Source organism: Rheinheimera sp. UJ51 (genome assembly GCF_020819615.1).
Classification (GTDB): Bacteria; Pseudomonadota; Gammaproteobacteria; order Enterobacterales; family Alteromonadaceae; genus Alishewanella; species Alishewanella maricola.
Window position 1 is genome coordinate 1 of sequence record NZ_JAJHOG010000023.1, and the last position, 24,732, is coordinate 24,732.

The 24,732-nt window shown below is 45.3% G+C and carries 25 protein-coding genes; 15 read left to right on the top strand and 10 right to left on the bottom strand.

Features of this window, described 5'->3' with window-relative positions; translation table 11 throughout:
* Window positions 1-154: 154 nt before the first annotated feature.
* A complete protein-coding gene (gene typA, locus LMJ53_RS16490) occupies window positions 155-1,990 on the bottom strand; it encodes a translational GTPase TypA (RefSeq protein WP_229588436.1) in 1,836 nt (611 codons plus the stop codon).
* A 345-nt stretch (window positions 1,991-2,335) separates the two neighbouring features.
* Here typA and glnA point away from each other — a divergent pair, with 345 nt between their 5' ends.
* From glnA to glnG, 4 genes are all read left to right on the top strand, one after another.
* Complete coding sequence (gene glnA / locus LMJ53_RS16495; protein ID WP_229588438.1) at window positions 2,336-3,745, top strand: glutamate--ammonia ligase; 1,410 nt, start codon at window positions 2,336-2,338, stop codon at window positions 3,743-3,745.
* A gap of 131 nt (window positions 3,746-3,876) precedes the next feature.
* Window positions 3,877-4,383 (top strand): DUF4124 domain-containing protein, encoded by a 507-nt coding sequence (locus LMJ53_RS16500; RefSeq protein ID WP_229588440.1) that lies wholly within the window; start codon window positions 3,877-3,879, stop codon window positions 4,381-4,383.
* An 87-nt stretch (window positions 4,384-4,470) separates the two neighbouring features.
* Window positions 4,471-5,532 carry a nitrogen regulation protein NR(II) gene (gene glnL / locus LMJ53_RS16505; protein WP_229588442.1) on the top strand — a complete coding sequence of 354 codons (1,062 nt, stop codon included), beginning with the start codon at window positions 4,471-4,473 and terminating at the stop codon, window positions 5,530-5,532.
* Window positions 5,529-6,941, top strand: coding sequence for a nitrogen regulation protein NR(I) (glnG, locus tag LMJ53_RS16510; RefSeq protein ID WP_226749442.1), 1,413 nt, complete (start codon window positions 5,529-5,531; stop codon window positions 6,939-6,941). The genes glnL and glnG overlap by 4 nt, the downstream gene beginning before the upstream one ends.
* A gap of 32 nt (window positions 6,942-6,973) precedes the next feature.
* Here the strand turns inward: glnG and LMJ53_RS16515 are convergent, their stop codons facing one another.
* Entirely contained in the window at window positions 6,974-7,501 is a 528-nt protein-coding gene (locus tag LMJ53_RS16515) for a Spy/CpxP family protein refolding chaperone (RefSeq protein WP_229588443.1), read from the bottom strand.
* Between the two features lie 138 nt (window positions 7,502-7,639).
* Here LMJ53_RS16515 and LMJ53_RS16520 point away from each other — a divergent pair, with 138 nt between their 5' ends.
* Genes LMJ53_RS16520 through LMJ53_RS16530 form a run of 3 tightly spaced genes read left to right on the top strand, consistent with a single transcriptional unit; the run spans window position 7,640 to window position 10,781 of the window.
* On the top strand, window positions 7,640-8,335 hold the full coding sequence (locus tag LMJ53_RS16520; RefSeq protein WP_229588445.1) for a response regulator transcription factor: 696 nt from the start codon (window positions 7,640-7,642) through the stop codon (window positions 8,333-8,335).
* Window positions 8,335-9,738, top strand: a complete 1,404-nt coding sequence (locus LMJ53_RS16525) for an ATP-binding protein (protein WP_229588447.1) — start codon at window positions 8,335-8,337, stop codon at window positions 9,736-9,738. The genes LMJ53_RS16520 and LMJ53_RS16525 overlap by 1 nt, the downstream gene beginning before the upstream one ends.
* Entirely contained in the window at window positions 9,738-10,781 is a 1,044-nt protein-coding gene (locus tag LMJ53_RS16530) for an alpha/beta fold hydrolase (protein ID WP_229588449.1), read from the top strand. Before LMJ53_RS16525 ends, LMJ53_RS16530 begins: the two co-directional genes overlap by 1 nt.
* Window positions 10,782-10,784: 3 nt before the next feature.
* Here the strand turns inward: LMJ53_RS16530 and LMJ53_RS16535 are convergent, their stop codons facing one another.
* Complete coding sequence (locus LMJ53_RS16535; protein WP_226749437.1) at window positions 10,785-11,249, bottom strand: tRNA (cytidine(34)-2'-O)-methyltransferase; 465 nt, start codon at window positions 11,247-11,249, stop codon at window positions 10,785-10,787.
* Window positions 11,250-11,418: 169 nt separating this feature from the next.
* Here LMJ53_RS16535 and LMJ53_RS16540 point away from each other — a divergent pair, with 169 nt between their 5' ends.
* Window positions 11,419-13,302: a putative bifunctional diguanylate cyclase/phosphodiesterase gene (locus LMJ53_RS16540; RefSeq protein ID WP_229588451.1), complete on the top strand. Its 1,884-nt coding sequence runs from the start codon at window positions 11,419-11,421 to the stop codon at window positions 13,300-13,302.
* Here the strand turns inward: LMJ53_RS16540 and gpsA are convergent.
* Genes gpsA through LMJ53_RS16560 form a run of 4 tightly spaced genes read right to left on the bottom strand, consistent with a single transcriptional unit; the run spans window position 13,292 to window position 15,507 of the window.
* A complete protein-coding gene (gene gpsA / locus LMJ53_RS16545) occupies window positions 13,292-14,305 on the bottom strand; it encodes an NAD(P)H-dependent glycerol-3-phosphate dehydrogenase (protein ID WP_226749435.1) in 1,014 nt (337 codons plus the stop codon). The two genes, LMJ53_RS16540 and gpsA, sit on opposite strands and share 11 nt — an antisense overlap.
* A complete protein-coding gene (secB, locus tag LMJ53_RS16550; RefSeq protein ID WP_226749434.1) occupies window positions 14,305-14,793 on the bottom strand; it encodes a protein-export chaperone SecB in 489 nt (162 codons plus the stop codon). Before secB ends, gpsA begins: the two co-directional genes overlap by 1 nt.
* A gap of 19 nt (window positions 14,794-14,812) precedes the next feature.
* Window positions 14,813-15,070, bottom strand: coding sequence for a glutaredoxin 3 (grxC, locus tag LMJ53_RS16555; protein WP_229588453.1), 258 nt, complete (start codon window positions 15,068-15,070; stop codon window positions 14,813-14,815).
* A gap of 2 nt (window positions 15,071-15,072) precedes the next feature.
* Entirely contained in the window at window positions 15,073-15,507 is a 435-nt protein-coding gene (locus tag LMJ53_RS16560) for a rhodanese-like domain-containing protein (protein ID WP_226749432.1), read from the bottom strand.
* Between the two features lie 191 nt (window positions 15,508-15,698).
* Between LMJ53_RS16560 and gpmM the strand changes: the two genes are divergently transcribed.
* The 3 genes from gpmM (at window position 15,699) to LMJ53_RS16575 (ending at window position 19,273) form a co-directional block, all read left to right on the top strand.
* Window positions 15,699-17,243, top strand: coding sequence for a 2,3-bisphosphoglycerate-independent phosphoglycerate mutase (gene gpmM, locus LMJ53_RS16565; protein ID WP_229588455.1), 1,545 nt, complete (start codon window positions 15,699-15,701; stop codon window positions 17,241-17,243).
* Window positions 17,244-18,401, top strand: coding sequence for a murein hydrolase activator EnvC family protein (locus LMJ53_RS16570; protein ID WP_229588457.1), 1,158 nt, complete (start codon window positions 17,244-17,246; stop codon window positions 18,399-18,401). It abuts the gene before it with no gap.
* A 98-nt stretch (window positions 18,402-18,499) separates the two neighbouring features.
* Window positions 18,500-19,273 carry a divergent polysaccharide deacetylase family protein gene (locus LMJ53_RS16575; RefSeq protein ID WP_229588459.1) on the top strand — a complete coding sequence of 258 codons (774 nt, stop codon included), beginning with the start codon at window positions 18,500-18,502 and terminating at the stop codon, window positions 19,271-19,273.
* A 112-nt stretch (window positions 19,274-19,385) separates the two neighbouring features.
* Here LMJ53_RS16575 and LMJ53_RS16580 read toward each other — a convergent pair whose 3' ends face one another.
* Both LMJ53_RS16580 and LMJ53_RS16585 read right to left on the bottom strand, forming a co-directional pair.
* Window positions 19,386-19,757, bottom strand: a complete 372-nt coding sequence (locus LMJ53_RS16580) for a VOC family protein (protein WP_229588460.1) — start codon at window positions 19,755-19,757, stop codon at window positions 19,386-19,388.
* A 69-nt stretch (window positions 19,758-19,826) separates the two neighbouring features.
* Window positions 19,827-21,158 (bottom strand): sodium-dependent transporter, encoded by a 1,332-nt coding sequence (locus tag LMJ53_RS16585; protein ID WP_229588462.1) that lies wholly within the window; start codon window positions 21,156-21,158, stop codon window positions 19,827-19,829.
* 518 nt (window positions 21,159-21,676) lie between these two features.
* On the opposite strand from LMJ53_RS16585, the gene LMJ53_RS16590 reads away from it, so the two are divergent.
* The 4 genes from LMJ53_RS16590 to LMJ53_RS16605 all read left to right on the top strand — a co-directional run bounded on the left by LMJ53_RS16590 (window position 21,677) and on the right by LMJ53_RS16605 (window position 24,365).
* Window positions 21,677-21,976 (top strand): hypothetical protein, encoded by a 300-nt coding sequence (locus LMJ53_RS16590; RefSeq protein WP_229588464.1) that lies wholly within the window; start codon window positions 21,677-21,679, stop codon window positions 21,974-21,976.
* A gap of 223 nt (window positions 21,977-22,199) precedes the next feature.
* Window positions 22,200-22,658 (top strand): DIP1984 family protein, encoded by a 459-nt coding sequence (locus LMJ53_RS16595; RefSeq protein ID WP_229588466.1) that lies wholly within the window; start codon window positions 22,200-22,202, stop codon window positions 22,656-22,658.
* Window positions 22,659-23,475: 817 nt separating this feature from the next.
* Window positions 23,476-23,769, top strand: coding sequence for a hypothetical protein (locus LMJ53_RS16600; RefSeq protein WP_229588467.1), 294 nt, complete (start codon window positions 23,476-23,478; stop codon window positions 23,767-23,769).
* Window positions 23,770-23,978: 209 nt separating this feature from the next.
* On the top strand, window positions 23,979-24,365 hold the full coding sequence (locus LMJ53_RS16605) for a hypothetical protein (protein ID WP_229588469.1): 387 nt from the start codon (window positions 23,979-23,981) through the stop codon (window positions 24,363-24,365).
* A gap of 249 nt (window positions 24,366-24,614) precedes the next feature.
* Here the strand turns inward: LMJ53_RS16605 and LMJ53_RS16610 are convergent, their stop codons facing one another.
* Window positions 24,615-24,731 (bottom strand): ATP-binding protein, encoded by a 117-nt coding sequence (locus LMJ53_RS16610; RefSeq protein ID WP_420778865.1) that lies wholly within the window; start codon window positions 24,729-24,731, stop codon window positions 24,615-24,617.
* Window position 24,732: the final 1 nt, after the last annotated feature.

The following is a 24,732-nucleotide window of genomic DNA, read 5'->3' on the forward strand; positions in this document are numbered from 1 at the left end:
GTTTCCAGCGCTTGGCTAATATGCATAAAAAAGGCCTACAGAGTTCATTCTGTAGGCCTTTATATACCAACCACTGGATCGGTCAACCGATCTGAAAAGTTCTTAACTGATCGGCATTAAGCTTTCGCTGGCTTTTTTATTACGGCTCTACCGATTAATCGGCTTTACGATTTGCACGCTTACGATCGTTTTCCGTTAAATGACGCTTACGGATCCGGATAGACTTTGGCGTCACTTCAACTAATTCATCGTCGTCAATAAACTCTAACGCTTGCTCTAAAGCATAACGAATAGGTGGTACTAAGTTGATCGCTTCGTCAGTACCTGAAGCACGTACGTTAGTTAACTGCTTGCCTTTTAAACAGTTAACAGTCAGATCGTTGCTACGGCTATGAATACCGATAACCTGACCTTCATACACTTCTTCAGCATGACCGATAAACATACGGCCGCGCTCTTGCAAAGAGAAAATCGCATAACCAGCGGCTTTACCCATCGCATTGGAGATCATCACGCCGTTCATACGTTGACCGATAGAACCGCCTTTATGCGGGCCATAATGGTCAAAGCTGTGGTACATCAAACCGGTACCAGAAGTAATCGTCATAAATTCCGTACGGAAACCGATTAAACCACGGCTTGGCATCAGGAAGTCCATACGGTTACGACCTTTACCATCGGGTTGCATGTTGGTCATTTCGGCTTTACGTTCGCCCATCTTTTCCATGATGGTACCTTGATGCTGTTCTTCACAGTCAATGGTCACGTTTTCCATCGGCTCCATTTTCACGCCGTCTATGGTTTTCATAATCACTTCTGGCCGAGACACCGCTAACTCAAAACCTTCACGACGCATGTTTTCAATTAACACACCTAAGTGTAATTCACCACGGCCTGACACTTTGAATTTGTCACCGTCTTCGGTTTCTTCAACGCGTAAAGCGACGTTGTGTTTCAGTTCGTTTTGTAAACGCTCTAAAATCTGACGTGAAGTAACAAACTTACCTTCTTTACCGGCGAAAGGTGAAGTGTTGACTTGGAAAGTCATGGTAACGGTGGGCTCATCAACTTGTAACGCCGGTAAAGGTTCAACCTTAGTGGTGCTACAAATGGTGTCAGAAATTTTTAATTCGCCTAAGCCAGTAAAGGCAACAATATCACCTGCCTGCGCTTCTTGTGTTTCGATACGCTCTAAACCCAAGTAACCGAATACTTGGCCTACTTTGCCGTTACGCTTGGTCCCGTCAGCACCAACGATCGTCACTTGCTGGTTCGGTTTTAATGAACCACGCTTGATACGGCCGATACCGATAATGCCTAAGTAGCTAGAGTAATCTAACTGAGAAACCTGTAATTGGGTTTCGCCATTTAATTCAACGGCTGGAGGGGCAACGTACTTAACGATAGCTTCAAATAAATCTGTGATGTCGTCTTTTTTCACGTCGGCTTCTAATGAAGCCCAGCCATTCAGGCCTGACGCATAAACAATTGGGAAGTCTAATTGGTCATCAGAGGCGCCTAAGTTATCGAATAAATCGAAAACTTGGTCGATAACCCAATCTACACGAGCACCTGGCTTATCAACTTTATTAATAACAACGATTGGCTTTAAACCATGAGCAAAGGCTTTTTGTGTTACGAAACGCGTTTGTGGCATGGGGCCTTCAACCGCATCAACTAACAACAATACCGAGTCAGCCATTGATAAAACACGTTCTACTTCACCACCGAAATCAGCGTGTCCTGGTGTATCCAGAATATTGATATGGTAACCGTTCCAACGTACAGAAGTGTTTTTAGCCAGGATAGTAATACCCCGCTCTGACTCCTGCGCGTTTGAATCCATCATCCGTTCTTGTAACTTAGCACGGGCATCGAAGGTTCCGGATTGTTGCAACAGCTTATCAACCATGGTTGTTTTACCGTGGTCGACGTGGGCAATAATAGCGATGTTACGTAATTTATCTAAATATGAAGCGGTAACGCTCATGAATATGTATCCTCTGTGGCACTAGATGACCATAATGACCACCAGGCAAACGCATTTTAAACTTAAGGGCGCATATTCTACTCTTTATTTGTCTGAAAGAAAAATTCCATGCGCGCTTTTACTGATTTTTTTTCAGGCGGTTAATTTTCCGCTACACTGAAAGCCAGCCCGCGAAGCACCAACTTGATGCAACAAAGCACCACCTTGGTGCAAAGTTATCATTTGGCTGTGCTGATTTTTTTAAATAGTTAATAGATACATAAACTTAGTATGTTGGCATATATCTGGCATTTAACAGGGCAACATACAATACAACTGCTCAAATTGGTTCACTTGGAGGACTGCATGTCTGTAGAAAACGTTCTGAAACTTATCAAAGAAAACGATGTAAAGTTTATCGATCTGCGCTTTACCGATACCAAAGGTAAAGAGCAACACGTCAGTGTACCGGTTAGCCAAATTTCTGAAGAGACATTTGAAGACGGTAAAATGTTTGACGGCTCTTCTATTACTGGTTGGAAAGGCATCAACGATTCAGACATGATTTTAATGCCAGACGCTTCTAGCGCTGTATTAGATCCCTTCTTTGAAGAAACCACGTTAAACATCACTTGTGACGTTATCGAACCTAGCACCATGCAAGGTTATGATCGTGACCCACGTTCAATCGCTCAGCGCGCTGAAGAGTATTTAAAATCAACTGGTATCGCGGATACCGTGTTGTTTGGCCCTGAACCAGAATTCTTTATGTTTGACGACGTGCGTTTCCACACGGATATGTCAGGTTCATTCTTCAAACTGAACTCTACTGAAGCCGCATGGAACTCAGGCACGAGTTATGAAGAAGGTAACAAAGGTCACCGTCCGGGTGTTAAAGGCGGTTATTTCCCGTTACCACCAGTAGATTCAGGCCATGATATTCGTAGTGCTATGTGTATGGTGCTTGAAGAGATGGGCCAAGTTGTTGAAGCGCATCACCACGAAGTGGCAACTGCGGGTCAAAACGAAATCGCAACGCGTTTCAATACATTGACTAAAAAAGCAGATGAAGTTCAACAGCTTAAGTATGTAATTCACAACGTAGCACATATGTACGGCAAAACAGTTACCTTTATGCCTAAGCCATTAGTTGGTGATAACGGTTCTGGTATGCACTGTCACCAGTCTCTAGCGAAAGATGGCGTTAACCTGTTCGCAGGTGACAAATACGCTGGCTTGTCTGAAATCGCACTTTATTACATCGGCGGTATCATTAAGCACGCTAAAGCCATCAATGCGTTCACTAACCCGTCTACTAACTCTTACAAGCGTTTAGTGCCACATTTCGAAGCGCCTGTGATGTTAGCGTACTCAGCGCGTAACCGTTCTGCGTCAATCCGTATCCCTCTGGTACCTAGTGCAAAAGCACGTCGTATCGAGTGTCGTTTCCCGGATCCAGCAGCTAACCCATACTTAGCCTTCACTGCACAATTGATGGCCGGTTTAGACGGTATTCAAAACAAGATCCATCCTGGCGATTCAATGGATAAAGATCTGTATGACTTACCAGCAGAAGAAGCAGCCAACATCCCACAAGTGGCTACCTCTTTAGATGAAGCGTTAAACGAATTAGACAAAAACCGCGCGATCTTCACTAAGGGCGGCGTTATGTCTGACGAAATGATTGATGCTTATATTGGTATCAAGCGTGCAGAAGCCCGCAAAGTCGCAATGGCTGTGCACCCGCTTGAATTTGAATTGTATTACAGCGTGTAATATCAGTTAATTAAGCTTTATCTGTGCTATAAAAGCTCACTTCGGTGAGCTTTTTTTTGTAGAATATTTAAGTATTTCAGGCTAAAGTTAAAATAAGCGTCAGGAAGACGGAACTTAGGAATAAAGCATTAATGAAATTACTTTGGCTATCACTGACATTATTACTCGTCGCCAGCTCAACCTTGGCGCAAGAAAAGAAGATCTTTGTCGGTCGTGATGCCAATGGTGTTTTGGTTTTTTCAGATAGCCCGTTACCCGGCTCAGAAGAAGTCAGTTTGCAGAGCCGGCCGAATATCATGGAAGCAACCGACACACGCTTACCTGAAAAAAAGCCTCCCGCACCTGAGCCCTACACTGTCTCAATTACCCAACCTGAAAATGAAGCCACCGTTCGCGACAACACCGGCTCAGTTTATATCTCTGGCCGTATCAGTCCCCGTTTTCAGCGTGGCTTTCGCGTCAGGCTATTATTCGATGGTAAACCGCATGGCGAGCCACAGAACAGTGCAGTATTTGTGTTGCGTGATGTTGATCGCGGAGAACACAACGTACAAATCGAACTTCTAGACCAAAACGGCAAGCTAATTGCAACAAGTCCTCTTACCATCTTCTATATGCATAGAACTCGTATAAATTAACCAAATTAGTGCATTGTCAGTGAAATTCAGGTAGTTCTGAGTTAAGCTTCACTTCCATAGCACCAAGTTGGTGCAATAGGTAAGTTTATGACTCAGGACTCGTTTGCGATATCACTGGTTGATCAGCTCACTACCGCGGTAATGGTGTTAGATGAAACGCTCAGCGTGTGTTATTTTAATACCGCTAGCTGTGCCGTTTTAGGCCTTGGCGAAAAAAAGCTTAAGCAACAGTTCTTTCCCGGTTTATTTCAACACATCGATTTAAAAGCCAATCATTTGTATAACGCGATTCAAAGCAAACAAGCTTTTAGCGTCAGTGACGTACAGGCAGTCTTAATTGATGGTCGTCATTTATTATTAGATATCTCAGTTACTATTATTGAGCAACAGCCGATATATTTGCTGCTGGAGCTGCGCCAAGTTGATCATCAACGTAAGATCAGTATGGAAAGTCTGCAACAACATCAGCATCTGGCCGCGCGTGAATTGATCCGAGGTTTAGCCCATGAAATTAAAAACCCCTTAGGCGGTTTACGGGGTGCTGCGCAGTTGCTAGAAGAGTCACTGGATGATGAGCAAAAAGAATACACCCAACTGATTATCGCCCAAGCGGATCGTCTTCGTAATTTAGTCGACCGTTTGCTCGGTCCTTATCGGCCCCCAAGTTTACAGCAAAGTAATTTGCACCAGGTTGCCGAACAAGTCCTTAAACTGGCGAACATGGATAACCCACAGCAAATTCATTTTCAACGTGATTACGATCCCAGTATTCCGGATTTTATGTTCGATCCTGAATTGTTAGAACAAGCCTTATTAAATATCGTACGAAATGCACAACAAGCACTCGTCGATGGCGGCCAAATCACGCTACAAAGCCGTATCTTGCATCAGCACACCTTACACGGTAAGCGTTATAAGCTGGTTGCCTGCATTAAAGTCATCGATAACGGCCCGGGTATACCCGTGGCCATTCGCGACACATTGTTTTATCCAATGGTCAGCGGCAAAGCAGGGGGCACCGGCTTAGGCTTATCCATTGCGCAAACGCTGATCCATCAACAACGCGGTTGGATTGACTGTGAAAGCTGGCCGGGACATACCGGTTTTATGATTTATTTACCTATTTCAGACTGTGAGGATGATGTATGAATCAATTTGTCTGGATAATTGATGACGATAATTCTATTCGTTGGGTCTTAGAAAAAGCCCTAGCCCGCACCGATATCCAATGTGAAAGCTTTGCCTCAGCCGATTTAATGCTGCAACGCTTAGAGTATGAACAACCGGCGGTCGTTGTATCGGATATTCGGATGCCCGGTACAGATGGCATGGCGTTACTTAGCAAGTTGCAAGAACTTAGCCCGGATTTACCCGTGATCATTATGACCGCGCATTCTGACCTAGACAGCGCAGTCAACGCCTTTAAACGAGGTGCTTTTGAATACTTGCCTAAGCCCTTTGATGTTAACGATGCCGTCGCTCTGATCAGTCGCGCTTTAGAGCACAGCAAAAATCAATTAGCCAAACAGCAACCGCTGCCACCGGCACTCAACCCAGAGATTATTGGTGAAGCGCCTGCCATGCAGGAAGTGTTTCGTGCTATTGGTCGCTTAGCTCGCTCCAGTATCAGTGTACTGATTAATGGGCAGTCGGGTACCGGTAAAGAATTGGTTGCGCGCGCCTTACATAAACACAGCCCCCGCTCAGAAAAACCCTTTATTGCCTTGAATATGGCTGCGATCCCAAAAGATCTGATTGAATCTGAGCTATTTGGTCATGAAAAAGGCGCGTTTACCGGGGCCAATACGCAACGGAAAGGGCGTTTTGAACAAGCCGATAGCGGTACCTTATTTCTGGATGAAATTGGCGATATGCCGCTTGATGTGCAAACACGTCTATTACGGGTATTAGCCGATGGCCAATTTTATCGGGTCGGCGGTCATCAGGCTGTCGGGGTAGATGTCCGTATTATTGCTGCCACCCACCAAAATTTAGAATTGCTGGCCCAAGAAGGGAAGTTTCGTGAAGATTTATTCCATCGCTTAAACGTGATCCGCGTGCATTTACCTACCCTAAAAGAGCGCCGCCAGGATATTGCTAAGCTGGCACGCCACTTTTTGCAGCAAGCCGCAACAGAACTTAATGTTGAAGCGAAAACGCTGAGTAAAGAAGCGGAATTATTTCTGACCGATTTAGATTGGCCGGGTAACGTGCGGCAATTAGAAAACACCTGTCGTTGGCTCACCGTGATGGCCAGTGGCAAACATATTGTGGTGGCCGATATGCCGCCAGAATTAACTCAAAGCGGCAAAAACAGTTATAACTCGGTTACCGACGCAGTTCATGGTGATTGGCAAAGCTTGCTCGCGCAATGGGTGACGGAACGCTTAGCCGCAGGAGAAGAAAATATCTTGGCCGAAGCGGGCCCCGCTTTTGAGAAGATTGTGTTACAGCAGGCGCTGCATCATACGCATGGTCATAAACAAGAAGCCGCGCGCAAATTAGGCTGGGGCAGAAATACGCTAACGCGCAAATTAAAAGAGCTGGGCGTCGAATAGACACCCAGCTGATGATTTAAGCAGAACGTGCTTTAAGCTGAGCGTTCTGCTTTGGCACGACGGCCCTCATGTTTACCTTCACCATCGCGGCCTTCACCTTTACTGCGGCGTTCTTCACGTTGGTTTTTCAATTGCTCACGTTGCGCAACGGTTAAGATCTGGTTGATTTGATGACGTAATTGCAGTGCATGCAATTGACGTTCTTCATGCTTAGCTCGACGCTTTTCTAGCAACAGTTTTGCCGTTGTTTCATCAAACTGTGGCGCGTCCATCAGTGCTTGCCAAGCTTGCTTGTCGGCCGCTCGCTCTGCGGCATCGCCCTGATTAGCCCGATGTTCGGCTAAAACAGCCGCAACGGCTTGCTTTTGTTCAGCAGACAAATCTAAGCTGGCTAACTGGCGCTTTAGCATGGCACCCGGTGCCATTTGTTGGCGCTTTTGTTGTTGCTGTTTATGTTGATGCGGTGCTTTTTCTGCTGAGTCTGGTGCTGCAGCCATGCTTGCAGTAGAAAAGGCGACTAGGGTGCTCAGGGTAAGTAATAAGGTTTTCGCTTTCATCATTTGCTCTCCGCTTAGTTGACTGTTACAGCTTAACTCAGCCAATGCAAAGCAACGCAAAGGACAGGTAAAGATTCTGTAAAGAGCCTGACAGTCTGAAAGTGACCACGTAAACTGACCTAAAGCAACAGGAGGAGTAGCATGCCAAAGATCTTGATGATTGATGACGACACTGAACTGTGTCAATTAGTGGCGGAATATCTTGCACTAGATGGGTTAAGTTTCGAAGCAGTACACGATGGCCAAGCTGGGCTTGAACGTATTCAAACTGCTGCAGCCGATCTGATTTTATTAGATGTTATGCTACCCACTTTAGATGGCTTATCGGTATTAAAAGCATTACGGGCCGGCCCTTATTGCCCCGTGTTAATGCTGACCGCCCGGGGAGATGACATCGACCGGATTCTGGGTTTAGAACTCGGTGCTGATGATTATCTGGCGAAACCGTTCAATCCACGAGAATTGGTCGCCCGCATTAAGGCCATCTTACGCCGAGTTGAATTACTGCAACAAGAACCGAGCCATGCAGTAAGCCTTTTACATATTAATGATTTGAGTTTAAACACACAAAATCGCCAAGTATTGTGTGCAGAACATCTGGTAAGCCTCACTGCCACCGAGTTTCAGTTACTAGAAATGCTGATGCGCAAAGCAGGCGAAGTGATTTCTAAAGAAGAGTTGAGCAAAGTGGTGCTCGGTCGCCGATTACAAATGTATGATCGCAGTTTAGATATGCACATTAGTAATATTCGAAAAAAACTGGCGCAATTTAGCCCAAACGAAAAAATTCAAACCCTGCGGGGCAGTGGTTATTTATTCTTAAGTGATGGTCACTGATGAAATTACACTGGCTTAACCCGGTTAACTCGCTAGCCGGTCGCATCTTTATCTGGTTTTGGTTAGTGCTGCTCCTGACGGTATCAAGCACCTTATTTTTAAGTCGACAATTACTTGAAGATACCAAAATTCATCGCTTACCCAATAATATTGTCACGCAATTACAGCAGCAGGTGAAACAATTTCATCGCGCCGAGTCGGTCGACAAGCTGCTCCGTTACTTGCAGCGGCAACAAGATCCACGCTGGGTCGTCGTTGATTTAGCGCAAAATCAGGTATTAACACCCGATGCCTTACCTCGTAACTTTGATCAAAACTGGTTGTTTGAATTAAACCAGCTTAATCGGCCACGGCTGTTGCGGCATAATAATATGCATCTGGCGGGGCCTTTTATGCTAGAAATCGGCGAACAAACCCTGGCCCTTTACCAACAGCGTAATATGCCGAGTCAACCTTGGTGGAGCCTGCGCGGTTTATCCGAACCTATTCTGGTGCTGCTACTGCTCTTAACCTCGGCGGCAGCCAGCTTTATCTTAGCCATTTCCATTTCTAAGCCATTACGTGAACTGGTGCAACAAAATCTGTTGTTCGCTTCCGGTAAGTTGGATAGCCGAGTGCCACGTTTAGCAAAACGTAAAGATGAACTAGGCCAACTAGGCCGCAGTTTTAATACCATGGCCGAGCGGATCAGCGCCTTATTGCATAATCAGCAACGCTTGATGCGGGATATTTCACATGAATTACGCTCACCTTTGGCGCGCGCGCAGTTGGTGTTGGGTTTAACCGAACGCCAGCAAGATCTGCAACAATTACCGCGTTTGAAAAATGAATTAGAGCGGCTCGATGTGATGCTTGATGAATTATTAACCTACAGTCGTTTAGACGCAGGGCAATACCAACTGGATATCCATGCCTGTGATTTGGTCGCGTTAACCGAAGATGTGCTGCATTTAAATCAAGTCGATGCCGATGCTAAACAGCAGCAATTACGCTTTGTTGGCCCAGAGCAACTATGGCTGCAAGCCGATAGCCGCCTGTTAGGACGCGCCATTGAAAATATTTTACGGAATGCGCTTAAATACAGCCCCGAGCAAAGCACTATTGAATGCAGCATAAGTACGCAGGCTAGCAGCGTAACCTTAAATATTCGCGATCATGGTCCGGGGATCCCAGCAGAGCAGCTCGACAAAATCTTTTTACCGTTTTATCGGATCAGTGATAGCCGCACCAGCACCACAGGCGGTACGGGTTTAGGTTTAGCCATCGTGGCACAAATTATTCGCCAGCACCAAGGTGAGGTTGTGGCTAGCCTGCCCTCTGGTGCGGGCTTGCAAGTCAGTGTTACACTGCCGCTAACGCAACAACCGCCCACAGCGAAAACGGACGAACACGAAACAACCTAATGGCAGACGTTACTTTTAACCCGATCCAGCCGCTTGCCACTGAACAGCAGTTAGCCAAACACTGGCCAGACACCTTATTGCCGTTTTGGCGACAAATGCAACACGGCCAATTTGCTGGGGTGGCCGGTGTGCCGATACATTACAGCTATCATTTAACTCCCGGTGCGCACACGGCGTGGGTGATCAGTAGTGGTCGCATTGAAACGGCAATTAAATACAGCGAATTAATGCTCGAATTAACTACTGCCGGTTATAGCGTGTTTATTTTAGATCATCGCGGACAGGGGCGTTCCGGTCGCATGTTACCCGACTCACAACTGGGCTATGTTGCAGATTTTGCAGATTATCAGCACGATCTGGAAAGCTTTTTACGGCAAGTGGTCAAACCGGCGGCACATCAAAAACATGTATTATTGGCCCATTCAATGGGCGCAGCTATTGCCGCAGGCTTAATTACTCAGCCACCTTGGCAAGAATGGCAGTCGTTTTTCTGCGCCGCGATCCTTTGCTCGCCGATGTTCGGTATTTATACTGGCAAGGTACCTTCTAACGTAGCTGAACCGCTCGCCCAGCTTTATTGCCAGTTACGGCGCTGGTGGCAGCCTAATGCGCCGCGTTATTTTCCGATGCAGTTAGCTTACAAAGATAAAGCCTTTGCCAATAATGAATTAACTCATAGCCAAGCACGCTATCAAGCTTTACGTCATTGTTATCAAACCGAGCCGCAACTGCAACTGGGTGGCGTAACATGCGCTTGGTTACATCAAGCTATTCTGGCGATGAAACGCTTACGCCGCAGCGCGCAACACTGCCAAACACCGGTCTTGTTGTTACAAGCCGGCGCCGATCAAGTGGTGGCTAACCGCGCGCAACAGGCTTGGTTTAAGCAATTACCCACAGCGCTACCACATAGCTTTAAGATAATTGAAGGTGCCAAGCACGAGCTTTTAATGGAGCAAGACAACTTACGCCAACAAGCCTTGGCTCACATTAATCAATTTTTACAGCAGCTCTCAACTCAGCCTGAAAACGCGCTGAAATAAGGCTTAAACCCCCGCCAGAAAATCATGCTGTCGCCACGCTTCGTAGCTGACAATCGCGACACTATTGGCCAAATTTAAGCTGCGCGCACCCGCCTGCATGGGAATACGAATTTTCTGCTCGCTGGGTAATTGATCGCGTACTGCATCAGGTAACCCGCTGGTCTCAGAGCCAAACAACAACACGTCATCTGGCTGATATTGCACTTGATGGTAAAAGCGCGTGCCTTTAGTGGTGACTGCATAAATACGACGCCCCTGCATCGCCTCGGCAAATTGCTGATAATTCGCATAGCGCGTGACACGGGTTAAGTCGTGATAATCTAAACCGGCGCGGCGTAATTTTTTCTCTTCAAAATCAAAGCCCATCGGTTCAATGATATGCAATTGACAGCCATTATTCGCCACTAAACGAATAATATTGCCCGTATTCGGTGCAATCCGCGGTTCAAACAATGCCACATGAAACATTACTAATTAATCCTTGTTGTCTTTGTAGTACAAAGGTACTATCGTGAGTTGACCACGCAATGCGTACTGCTAGAAATCCAACTGTTATTTTTAGTTTACACACTGTACCCGCTGAGCAAAAAGCTCTATAGTTAAAGTTGGTCAGAAATTAACCTAGGAAAGTTTCGCAATGACCCACCCTAAAAGCACGTTTTGCTTAGCGTTATTTAGTATCAGTTTGCCTGCTGCAGCGGCAAACCAGCCTTTTATGGAAGGCGCCTTTTTGCTCTCTACCTTGACGATCTGTCTGCTGGTAGTGGCCTTGATCTTAACCATGCGCAGCTTGGCGATAAAAAGTCATAAGCTCAAGCAATTTCGCACCAGTTTTAGTGATCTGCTCAGTGAAACTTCAGGTGTTATCGCTGTATTGGATAAAAACCTGGTGCTGCGTAATGGTAGCGGCACGCTAAAGCGTTTATTAAAAGCCGATGACAGCGCAACCATTTCTGCTCCGCTTAATTTATATGCCGATCCGGATGGCAAAACATTACTGGATAACGACATTAAACTGGCTTTACGCACAAATGGAAAGTGGCAAGGCGAAGCTTGGCTATTAAATGAGCGGCAACGCGAAGCCTTTGAGCTCAGCATTCACAGTGTGCAGCCAGATAACGTGCGTAATACAACTTACCTTATGTATGGCCAAAACATCAGCGAACTGCGCAAAGAAAATCAATTACAGTTGCAGCAACAAACCCGTGATAGTTTGACCTTATTGCCCAATAATAAAGTGTTTGATGAATTACTGAAAATGGTATTACAAAGCTGTGATGCCCATTATCCTTCAGCCGCGGTCATTTTTATTCATCTAACACCCAGCTATGGCAGCGAACACAACGAAGCCAAATTACAGCAACAACTCCCCGAAATTGCGGCCAAGCTACAACAGGTGCTGCCACGCAAACTGCTGTTAGCTCGCTATAAAACCGATGGCTTTGTGGTATTAGTACCGCCCCATCTGTGTAACCACAACAGCAGCATTTATTTAAACCAGCTAGCTCACAAAATTCTAGCCGGCATTAATCAGCCTGGCAGCGATGATGGCAAGGCTATAGAGATTATTGCCCACTTAGGTATCAGTATCAGCCCGAACGACGGTATCGATGCCGAAAGCCTCTTGAACAGTGCTGAAAAAGCGGCGCATAAAGCTTCGCAACAAGGCCAAAACAATTTGTGCTTTGCCGATAGCGGCAGCCAAGAGCAAGTCCCAGATTATTTAGCCATGGAAACCGAATTATATCGCAGTGCTGCCCAAGGCGAATTCGAGTTGTATTATCAACCTAAGTTCAGCATTAGCAGTAATCGGATTATTGGTTATGAAGCGCTGCTACGCTGGCCTAGCCCACGTCGCGGCATGTTACCGCCACCAACCTTTATGCCCTTGGTAGAAGAAACAGGCCTCATTATTAGTTTGGATCGCCTGGTGTTCCGTAAAGCCTGTCAGCAAGTGAAATACTGGCAACAAACCGGTTTAATGCGTGGCCGTTTAGCACTGAACATTTCTAACCAACAATTTGAGCAAGCTGACTTCTTGCGCTTTATGCAAAACACTTTGCAAGATGCCGAGGTTAGCGCCAGTTTATTTGAATTAGAATTGCCTGAGACGATTTTTACTCAACCCACGGTGTGGTTACGTGAGCGGATGCATAGCTTGGATAAGATGGGCTTTCGTTTAATTTTAGATAACTTTGGTGAAGGGGTGTCCTCTTTAACCCAGTTACGACAACATCCGTTGCATGGTGTGAAATTATCGCCCACGCTCACCAAGTATATTGAACAGCAAGAACAGCAACGTAATATCTGCGCAACGTTAATCCGCTTAGCCAATTACTTGACTCTGGATGTTACGGCGACCAATATCGAAACAGAGATGCAGGCGTATTTACTGCATGTGATGGGCTGTGATAATCAGCAAGGCCACCGCTTTAGTAAAGCCGTGCCCGCTGATGAAATTGGTCAATTATTGCTAAAAGAAAATAACCTGCTGAACAACACGAAACTGGCTAGTGGCTAGTTTCGTCTTTGCGCTCGCGGCCTAACAAGTGTTGGGCTGCTAAGCGCGCATCCTTACCTTCATACAGCACCTTGTACACTTGCTCTGTAATGGGCATTTCCACGCCCATACGTGCAGCTAAGTTAAACACTTCTTTGGTATTGCGGTAACCTTCAACCACTTGGCCGATGCTCTCTATGGCTTCAGCGACGGACTTACCCTCGCCTAACAATAAGCCGAAACGCCGATTACGTGATTGATTGTCGGTGCAGGTTAAGACTAAATCGCCTAACCCGGCCATACCCATAAAGGTATCTTTTTGCGCCCCCATAGCGCAGCCTAAACGACACATCTCGGCTAAACCACGGGTGATCAGCGCAGTGCGCGCATTGGCACCAAAGCCAATGCCATCGGCCATACCTGCGCCAATGGCGATAACATTTTTTACCGCACCGCCCAACTGCACGCCAATAAAATCGGGGTTGGTATAAACGCGAAACGTTTTCGCACAGTGCAGTAAATCAGATAATTCTTGAATAAAAACAGCATCGCTGGAAGATAACGAAATAGCGGTAGGCAAACCTGCGGCCATCTCTTTAGCAAAGGTGGGGCCAGATAATACCGCTAAGGCAATTTGCTCACCCAAGATATCGCGGGCGACATCTTGTAATAAACGCCCAGTATCAGGTTCTAAGCCTTTTGTGGCCCAAGCCACTCGGGATTTTGCAGTGAGTAATGGCTTAATTTGCTGAAGCGTAGCGGCAAAAGCATGACTAGGTACGACCATCAAAATATCATTACTCGTTTGCACGGCAGCCGTTAAATCAGCGGTCACTTGCAAAGTTTTCGGTAAGGCAATGCCAGGCAGATATTTTTGGTTTTCACCTTGTTGCTGCATTAAAGCCATTTCGGCAGCGTTACGACCCCACAAGGTAATGGGGTTGCCGTTACGCGCCAAACAAATAGCCAGCGCGGTGCCGTAAGACCCCGCGCCAATAACGGTAATAGCAGAAGGCTGCAACATTACGCGTTCAGTTGTGGTGATTCAGCCTGACGTTGCTGCAAATATTGCGCAAATAAGGCATCAAAATTCACTGGGGCTAAGTTTAACTGTGGGAAAGTACCACGGTTAACTAAGTTTGAAACAGCTTCACGAGCATAAGGGAACAGAATGTTCGGGCAGAATGACGCCAACATGTGAGCCATTTGCGCTTCTTCCATTTCACCAATAGAGAAGATACCCGCCTGTTGCACTTCGCATAAGAAAGCTGTTTCATCACCGACAGTGGTGGTTACTGTTAAAGATAAAATAACTTGATAGACGTTATCTTCAATTTTGTCGCTGCGGGTATCCAGATCTAACTTAACTTCTGGTTTCCATTCTTTACGGAAAATAGCAGGTGCGTTTGGTGCTTCAAATGAAACATCCTTAACAAAAATACGCTGAATGGCAAATTGTAGACCCTGTGCAGTTTGATCTGCTGCAACGCCGTTTGCTTGTTGTTCGGCCATGATAAATCCTATGTTAATGTTATGCTTGTAGTAATGAGTCGAGTTTGCCAGCTGATTCCAGCGCAAACATATCGTCGCAACCGCCAATGTGCTGATTGGCAATAAAAATTTGTGGTACGGTACTGCGTCCACCGGAGCGTTCGATCATTTCAGCTCGACGCTCGGTTTCAACATCAATTCTGACTTCTTGATACGCAACTTTCTTCTCGCGTAATAACATGATAGCCCGAACACAATAAGGACAATACGCCTTAGTGTAAATAGTCACTTCTGCCATTATTACCTCTTCGATTTCACTACGGGTAAGCTAGCGCCTGTCCAAGCACTCATACCACCTTGTAGCGTAGAGACTTTGGTAAAGCCTTGCTTAGCCAGAGCTGATGCCGCTCGATTTGCGGTCATGCCGGTTTGACATACTACAATAATGGGCGCATCTTTTTGCTTTTCAAGGCCTGCCAGCTGTTGCTTATCAATTTGTGCCTGCGTTAGGTGCTTAGCATCGGTAATATGACCTTTAGCAAACTCAGCTTCTGTGCGGATATCGACTACCACGGCATTTTCACGGTTTACCGCTAAAGTCAGTTGGGTTGGTGACACCGGCTTAATGGCAGAGAGCAACGAACTGATCCAGCTGCCCACAATTAACACCACCAATAATGCCCAAACGCCGCTCAGCAGCGGATGATTGCTGATAAATTCGATAACTTGATCCATAACGTCAATATTCTTCTCGTTGAAAACAAAACAGCGCTGAGTATACCGATTTTACATAAAATCCACAGCTAAAAATCGGCCTAAAAGCACTCAGCAAGCGTTAGAAAACGAATGATCACTGGAGAATTAACAAAAAATCGGTAAGATAATGGCTCATCCTCATTACCTGCTATCTTGTTCATGGAGTTTGTATGCACCCAGCTAAAAAACCTTTAGTTTTATTAATTCTCGACGGTTGGGGTTATCGCGAACAAACCGACAACAACGCCATTGCTCAAGCTAATACCCCGGTAATGGACAAACTGTGGCAAGACTACCCTCACAGTTTAATTTCGGGCTCGGGTTTAGATGTTGGTTTGCCCGATGGGCAAATGGGCAACTCTGAAGTGGGCCACGTTAATTTAGGCTCAGGCCGCATTGTTTATCAAGACTTTACCCGCATTACCAAAGCCATTGCCGAGGGTGATTTCTTTGAAAACCCGACTTTAGTAACAGCGGTGCAAAAAGCCGTGGCCGCAGATAAAGCGGTGCATATTATGGGGCTGTTATCACCCGGTGGCGTGCACAGCCACGAAGAACACCTACTGGCCATGGTAAAGCTGGCTGAACAGCAAGGCGCCAGCCGCATCTATGTGCATGCGTTTTTAGATGGCCGCGATACCCCTCCTCGCAGTGCTGAGGCTTCCATTAAGGTGTTTGAAGAACACTTTGCCGCTTCAGGTAAAGGACAAATTGCTTCAATTATTGGTCGTTACTATGCCATGGACCGCGACAAGCGCTGGGACCGTGTGCAACAAGCCTATGACCTACTGACCCAAGGCAAAGGTATTTATCAATATGATAGTGCCTCTGCAGCACTTGCCGCCGCTTATCAGCGCGATGAGAACGATGAATTTGTGAAAGCCTCTGCCATTCGCACCGGCGATCAACAAACCATTAGTATGCAAGACGGCGATGCCCTCATTTTTATGAATTTCCGCGCTGATCGGGCCAGACAATTTAGCCACGCCTTTGTGGATGCCAACTTCGATGGTTTTGTGCGCCAGCATCAGCCTAAACTCAGCAGCTTTGTCATGCTGACCGAATATGCTGCCGATATTCCCGCGCCGGTCGCTTATCCACCAGAAAGCCTTAATAATGTGTTGGGCGAATGGTTAGCCAAGCATCAAAAAACCCAGTTGCGTATTTCTGAAACGGAAAAATATGCGCACGTGACCTTCTTCTTTAGCGGAGGACGTGAAGACCTGTTTGACGGCGAAGAGCGGATTTTAATTCCATCGCCACAGGTCGCGACTTACGATCTGCAGCCAGAAATGAACTCAACCGAGTTAACCGACAAACTGGTCGCGGCCATTCACAGCGGTCAGTTTGATGCGATCATTTGTAATTATCCGAATGGCGATATGGTTGGCCATACCGGTATTATGAGTGCCGCAATTAAAGCCGTTGAAGCCGTTGATAGCTGTATTGGCAGAGTGGTTGCCGCCTTGCAAGAAGTTGGTGGCGAATGCTTAATTACCGCAGATCATGGTAATGCTGAAATGATGCAAGATCCGCAGTCTGGTCAAGCTCATACCGCCCATACCAGCGGTCCAGTGCCGTTGATTTATGTGGGGCGTCAGGCCAAGGTTATCGAAGGCGGTGTGCTCAGTGATATTGCACCGACCATGCTGCATCTGATGGGTATGCCAAAACCAGATGAGATGACCGGCAAAGTATTGATGCAAGTTAACTAAATGCCACCATCGCACAGCAAGACACCCTTTATCACTTGGCAGCTTGGGCTGCTGGTGTTTTGCTGTGTGTTTTTCAGCGCGGCGCAGGCGCAACAAAAACCGCAAGCCGAGCGTGAATTACAGCAACTGCAAAATCAAATTAAGCGTACCGAACAGCAAGTAAAACAGCAGCAACGCCAATTGCAACAAGCTGAGCAAAAACTGCAACAAGCAGACAAAGCCCTGGCGGAGGCTTCAGGCAAAGTTCGGCAAACCAGCCAACGTAAACAACAGCTTGAACAAGAAAGCGCTAAGCTAGAACAACAACAAGCTAAATTGCAGCAACAATTAAATGAACAACAAACGCTACTGGCCGCCCAATTAAAAAGTGCTTACAGTATGGGGCAGCATGATTATTCTCGTTTGCTGTTAAATCAACAAGATACCGGCAAATTAGAACGCGTACTGACTTACTATCAGTACTTTAACCAAGCGCGCATTCGGCAATTAGCCAAGATCAATCAAACGGCGCAAGATTTGGCGCACATTATGGCCAAACTCGATGAGCAGCAGCGATTATTAGCGCGCGAATTAAGCGCCTTAGAAGAGCAGCAACAACAATTTCAAAGTGCACGTAGCAGCCAACAAGATTCGGTTCAACAATTACAAGCCTTACTGAAACAACAAGGCAATCAGCTTAGCTACCTTCGCCAAAATGAAAGCAGCCTGCAAAATACGATTAACGAATTACGCCGCCTTGCTGATCTCAACAAAGATATGAGCGGCCTCAGCAGTGGTAAAGGTCGTTTTCCATGGCCCTTAAAAGGTCAGTTGTTGCAACGTTTTGGGCAAAATCGGCAAGGGGGTATGCCCTCTCGTGGCATCCTGATCCGCGGTATTAATGGCAGTAATGTGCAAGCTATTGCCGATGGCCGTGTGATTTATGCGGATTGGTTAAAAGGCTATGGCTGGGTTATCGTATTAGATCATGGTGCGGGGTTTATGTCGTTATACGGCCATAATCAAAACCTGTTAAAACAACCAGGAGCGCAGGTAACGAGTGGTGAAGCGATTGCATTGGTCGGCGCCAGTGGTGGCCAAGCCGACGCGGGGTTATATTTTGAGATCCGCGAAAAAGGGGAAGCGGTTAATCCCTTAAGCTGGCTTTCTCGCCAATAAATAACTGTTTAAAATCATCTTTAACGCTTACTATTCGCCATAATTTGTTTAAGTGTTAAAGCTGTCGGAGTCCCGGCATTAAAAAGGAAAGTGTTGTCGTGCGTTTGAGTTTGTTGCTGTCTGCTGTTTTACTTTGTGTGAGCTCGGTTACCGCAGCAGCACCCCGCATTGCCATTATCATCGATGATATTGGCTATCAACGTAACGATCTGAAAATGGTCGAATTACCCTATCCGTTAACTTACGCCGTGTTACCGCATACCCCTTATGGCAAACAAGCGGCCGAACAAGCCTTTATGTTACAAAAAGACGTGATGCTGCATATGCCGATGGAAGCCACTAATCGTAACAGTTTAGGCCCCGGTGCCTTAACGCAAGAGATGACGAAACAGCAAGTGCAACTGACGCTGCAACAAGCGCTGGCCGACATTCCTTACGCGATTGGTATCAATAACCATATGGGTAGCCTGTTTACTGCCTTAGAGCAACCCATGGCGTGGACCATGGAATATTTGCAACAACGTCAGCTATTTTTTATTGATAGCCTTACCACACCGCAGAGCACCGCACGCCGTTATGCGAAACAATACAACGTGACCATTTTATCGCGGCATGTGTTTTTGGATAACGAGCAAAACCAACAAGCGCTAGAAAAGCAATTTAAGCAATTGCTGCAAATTGCCCGGCGCCATGAAACCGCTATTGCTATCGGCCACCCCTACCCTGAGACTTATCGTTTTTTACAGCAACGCTTACCGCAGCTACAAGCAGAAGGTATCGAATTAGTCGGGATCTCCGCACTGTTACCTGAAAGTCATCAAGTGATCGCTGCCGGCTTTACCGAGCCCGCCAGTTATAGCCCTGAAGAATAAACTAAAGCCCACTTCACGCGCCCTGCTATCAAGGCTAAAAACGTCAATGGGCTGCAATAGCGCCCTTTACCCAGCTTAACACCAACACGCAGCCAGAATGGCCTGTTGCGGCTTAAACGTGTTGATCAAACAAGATAGTATTACCATCAGGATCGGTTACTGCAAAACTGCCTGGTCCACGTTCATTTTTCAACTGCTGTTGACTAAGCTCGATGCCTTGCGCCGTTAATTGCTCAGCAATTTGACGCACATCCTTAAAACTTTGCAACGCTTGCGCATGTTGATCCCACCCCGGATTAAAGGTCATGATGTTGTGTTCAAACATACCTTGAAACAGCCCTATATTGGTGTCGCCATTTTTCATAATAAGAAAACGGTGCGCCAACTCACCGGCATACACCGTAAAACCTAACTTTTCATAAAATGCTTGTGATACCGCTAAATCTTTTACAGCTAAACTGATTGAAAAACAGCCGATATTCATAAAAGGCTCCATTAAAAAAAAGCCTAAGCAATGGCTTAGGCTTGGTTAAATAAGCTTAGCAGATCGCCATTATAACGACCGGTAAAACATCACCGCGATCACCAAGGGGCAAACAAATTTCACATACCAGGGCCAAATGCGCCAGAACCAACTGTATTCGGCATTGGCATCGGCGGTTTTTAAGTCTTGTAAAATGTCATTACGATGCCAGATCCAGCCAGCAAAAATACACAGCATTAAACCGAGTAGTGGCTGGCTGTAACGCGTAGTTAGGGTAATCACGAAGCCAAACAAACTGTCAAAGTTCAGCAAAATAGTCGCGCTAGCAACAAAAATAATCGCCGCGACCAACCATACCGCTTTCTTACGAGCCACTTTTTGGTGTTCAACCACATAAGATACCGGTACTTCTAACATTGAAATAGACGACGTTAGGGCCGCAATCGACATTAATAAGAAGAACGTTAGGCCAACGAACAACCCGACCAAGCCCATCGTGTTAAACAGTGACGGTAACACGGTAAAAATTAAGGTATCTTCAGCAAGCAACTGACCGCTTTCATTGAAAATTTCGACACCGTTATTAAGTGCTACATACATAGCAGGAATAATCACTAAGCCGGCCAGTACCGCAACACCGATATCAATTAAGGATACGGCCGCCCCTAAGCGCGGTAAGTTTTCACTATGGCTCACGTAAGAGCCATAAATCAGCATAGTACCCACCCCTAACGACATGGAGAAAAAGGCTTGGCCCATCGCGCTGATCAGTAAATTAGGATTTAGCACTTCGGCAAAGTCAGGCAACAGATACACTTTTAAACCATCCATTGCGCCGTCTTGCGTCATAACATAAGCAAACAACAACAACATAATGACGAACAAGGTTGGCATTAAGCGAACTGACCAACGTTCGATACCATCTACCACGCCGCCGCTGACAATACCCACGGTTAGCAACATAAAGAACGCACAAAATAGCAGGTTGCGCTCTAACGAAAAGGTGACCAGCCAGTTAGCCAAGTCAGTTAAACCAGCAATATTAGCGACGGCTTCCAGCGCATAGGAAAACATCCAGCCACCGACAATGCCATAAAACGCCAAAATCAGTGATACTGTGATCAGGCCCATCACCCCGACTGCTCGGCCAGAAATACCGCGCGACACCTGACCTAAGGCATCGACCACATTCGACTTGGTGGCACGGCCAATTAATAACTCTGCCATCAATACTGGGTATGCCAATAAAAACGCTAAGAGCAGGTACATTAAAACGAATGCGGCGCCGCCATTACTGGCTACCTGCGATGGGAAGCCCCAAATATTTCCCAAACCAACAGCTGAACCTGACGCTGCCAGCACAAAACCGATCCTCGATGAGAACTCTCCGCGTATAGCCATAAAACAACCTTTTTTATAATTATGTAATTAACCTGAACCTGAGTTGTGGTGGGTCGCGCTTTGCGCCAACCGGGTGTTAAGTTGCCACACCCTGCAATAAAACTATTTTTTCTGTGTTTATTTTTTGCTGTTTGAATATATCGCATAACGCCAGCGTGTTCTATGGATTGTTCAAGCACAATGTCAGTATTACGCTGATTTTCGTCGCTACTGCGACGACTTACCCCAAGCACCGCCATCGCAAGACAACAGCGATGAAGTTATGGCCTGAAATAAGGTTATTCAGGGAGAATAGTTTGTATTAAAAGCGGTTATTGGCCTGTATGCCGCTGGTTAGTCAGCAGCATTATGGTGAATTTAAAGTGAATTAAATACTTAGCATGCCCTTCAAGTTGTTTACTTTAGGTAAACTTATAAGTATAAATTTACTTAGCCTTGCAGATGCTACTGAAAGATCAACATAAGACCTGTGAGATTAATTAAAATTATATTTTTGATTATTTAAATGGACTTGTTTAATGCTTAAATTGATTTTGTTTATTATTGTTTGCGCCAATATTGGTTGCCTCATTTGTTATAGAAAGTATAAATCGTATTTTGATAAGGTAGCATATTACAATGCTATCGCTGGTCTTATAGTCCTCCCTGTTAGTATCGTTGGTGTGTTTTTATCTGCTACCAATATTCAAGGAATTCACGGCGATACATCAATTTATGGTTTAGTCTTCTTTATTTGGGCTATCACAGTGTTAATCTCACTAGTTGCGGTAGTTAATCTAATTGTCAAAAATTTAAAAAATAACCTAACAGGCTGTTGAATCAGAACGAATAACAGTTGGCTTTTGCTCATACATCGCTTGTGTTAGGTGGTTCAAAGGAGTTGGCATTGAAAATCACGTTAGGATGTGGAATTGAGACTGTATCTTTTGGTGCATCCACATAAATTCGTTCGGCCAAAAAAGCGTGGCTTTCACCAGACTGCCTACGCTGCAGCAGCAAATTAGCAAAGTATCAAAGCGTTTGGCTTTTAAGGAGATAAATTTGAAACTCGCAGAAGCATTAAGTATTAGAGCCGACTTACAAAGAAAGGTAAACCAATTAAAAGAACGGATCTTGAGGAATGCAAAGATCCAGGTTGATGAAAAGCCTGCAGAAGATCCAAATGAGCTACTTTTAGAGTTAGATCAGGCTTCGAAAGAGCTTGTTATATTGGTAAAAAAAATAAATAAAACAAACAATGTTTTAAAGTTTGAGCAAAATAATACAATGGCTGACATCCTAGCCGAGCGAGAGCAGCTGGCTTCTTTGCGAGATCTCTATAGAGAGTTAGCCAAACAGGCTACAGTTTCTCAAGATCGTTATAAAAAGCTAGAGATCAAGTTTATGCCTGCTGTAGACGTCAAGAGTATTCAGAAACAGGCTGACGACTTTGCTAAGCAGTTCCGTGAGCTTGACGTAAGGATACAAGCATTAAACTGGACTGAAGATTTGATTGAGTAAAGAAGTACGGTAGGTTTGTATTCGGGCGAATGTTTCCCGTCAACTGGGTTAAGTTGTAATACGGTGAGGTGTAGGGGCATGCCTCGAAGGTTCGACTCCTTCAGTTATTGTTATCCCCTGTATTGTGTACATTAGAACAGAGTACTCATTACTGTTACTCCCAAAAACATTGACGTTTACACGCTGAGGGTGGGTATGGGGTCTTCTTTAACTTAGCAAGTTTGAGCTTGAGATAAGGCAATCATGATGAATCGTCATTTAGGATCAAACACAAAACATTAGATGGTTTTAAATGCAAAGCCTTAGTCAGGTGCATGTAACACTCGGTGCAAAGCGGCTTTCAGTGTATGCATATATGGTGGGCAACTTAAGGCTGCTTCTGACTGTTACATTGATATATTTTGTAGCTCAAGTCACAACTCGCGTAAATACAGCTTTTACAAAAATAATGAATTTAAAAAATGAACAGCCTCGTACCTTAACAAGCCAATCATTCCGATCTCAACTCGCTGCGTTCGTTTTGTTGGCATGTTGGAACGTTATAAGCTAGATCAAAACCGATGTCATTTTTTAACACTCTAAGCAAAGGTTAAAAGGGAGCAGCAGCTTTAAGTGTTGATCAATATACTGTCAATGGTGTCAACGCAAAGTACAGCCATTGCGGGCATCCGCATTTTGATATTGCAGAAGCACAATTGAATACCGCAAGCTTAACATTTATAAATTTAGATTGGGCAAATAGAAGCGCATCAATGCTTGTTTGTAAAAAATGTACATTTATTATGTGGTTTTTAGAGGAACCCAGAAGGGTTGTCAGGTGATGCTGACAACAAGCGCCTTAAACAAAATGGCCTGCGGTCGCTTGGCTAGCAACAATTGGCATGGCTATGTTTTTAAAAGGAAAGGTGATTTGAAAAAAATAGATAACATTTTAAAAATAGGCATAGTTTTGGCTACTTTTGTTTTCATTAACGGTTGCGTCGCTCACCTTAATAAAGACACGCTCACCTCATCAGAATTAGTGAAAAAACATGCGAAAATGGCAATAGCAGCTTGCGGCCAAGGTAATGTTAAGAAAGTTTCTACCGAGGGCTACGAATGTCACATCTAGCGTGGTGCTATCTCCGCCGCATGCTCGGCTAGAACGCCGCTCCGCTGTGATCTCGCCGCATCTGACTTTGCTGTTACGTACTATGATAAACGTCTTATCGATGAGTTTTGCTTTAACGCTACAAGCTGCTCTATATTTGACGTGGAGTAATTGTATTCACTCTGTATGATGTATTAATCGATTGCTATAACGTCAGTAGGGTAACTTTTATGGACACCGCGCATGGCAATTATTCACTGTCGGTCAGTGGACAGATTATTTTCTGTGATTACTCACAAGGGTTTAACATCGAAGGGGTAAGAAAACTTACCCATGATCTTCTGGTATTGGCATCGAGCATGAATGAGTGGGGACTTTTCCAAAACCCTGATGAGTCTGCAGGTATTGTCCATAATGCTATCGTAGAAATGATGTCAAGTTACGTCAAACTGCAAAATGCAGGCTGTAAGGCAGTGGCAATTGTTGAAAACAGTATTTTTGTGAATGCAGGGATCCGATATCACCCTAAAGAGTTAACCATGCCCATTCGAATTGATAAAGATGGCAAAATGCTGCTGGCATGGTTAGAGACCGAACTAAAAAAGCCACGTGAATGATCTAAAAATACTGAAAAACGTTTTTAAATTGGCCATTAAATCCACTCATCATATTTTGCTGTTAACTCCGCTTTCAAAGATAGGGTCTTTGCCTATCACCCGCTAATTATTCGCCCAATTACGTTGCAAGCCGAGCAATTTTGCGCGTCCAAGGTATTAAGACGAGGGGTTGCGTATTTCGGTGATTCCGAACAGCGATCCCGGAGTTATCCGATCACCCGTTAGCCGTTCTTTTTCATAACTATAGTTTTACGCTAAGTGATCGGATTGGTCTAGTTTTCTCATCGACTCTCCTGTTAATTCTATTCGGTGACTGTTGTGTAATAGCCTATCTAATAGTGCATCAGCGATCGTCGGGCTTGGGATC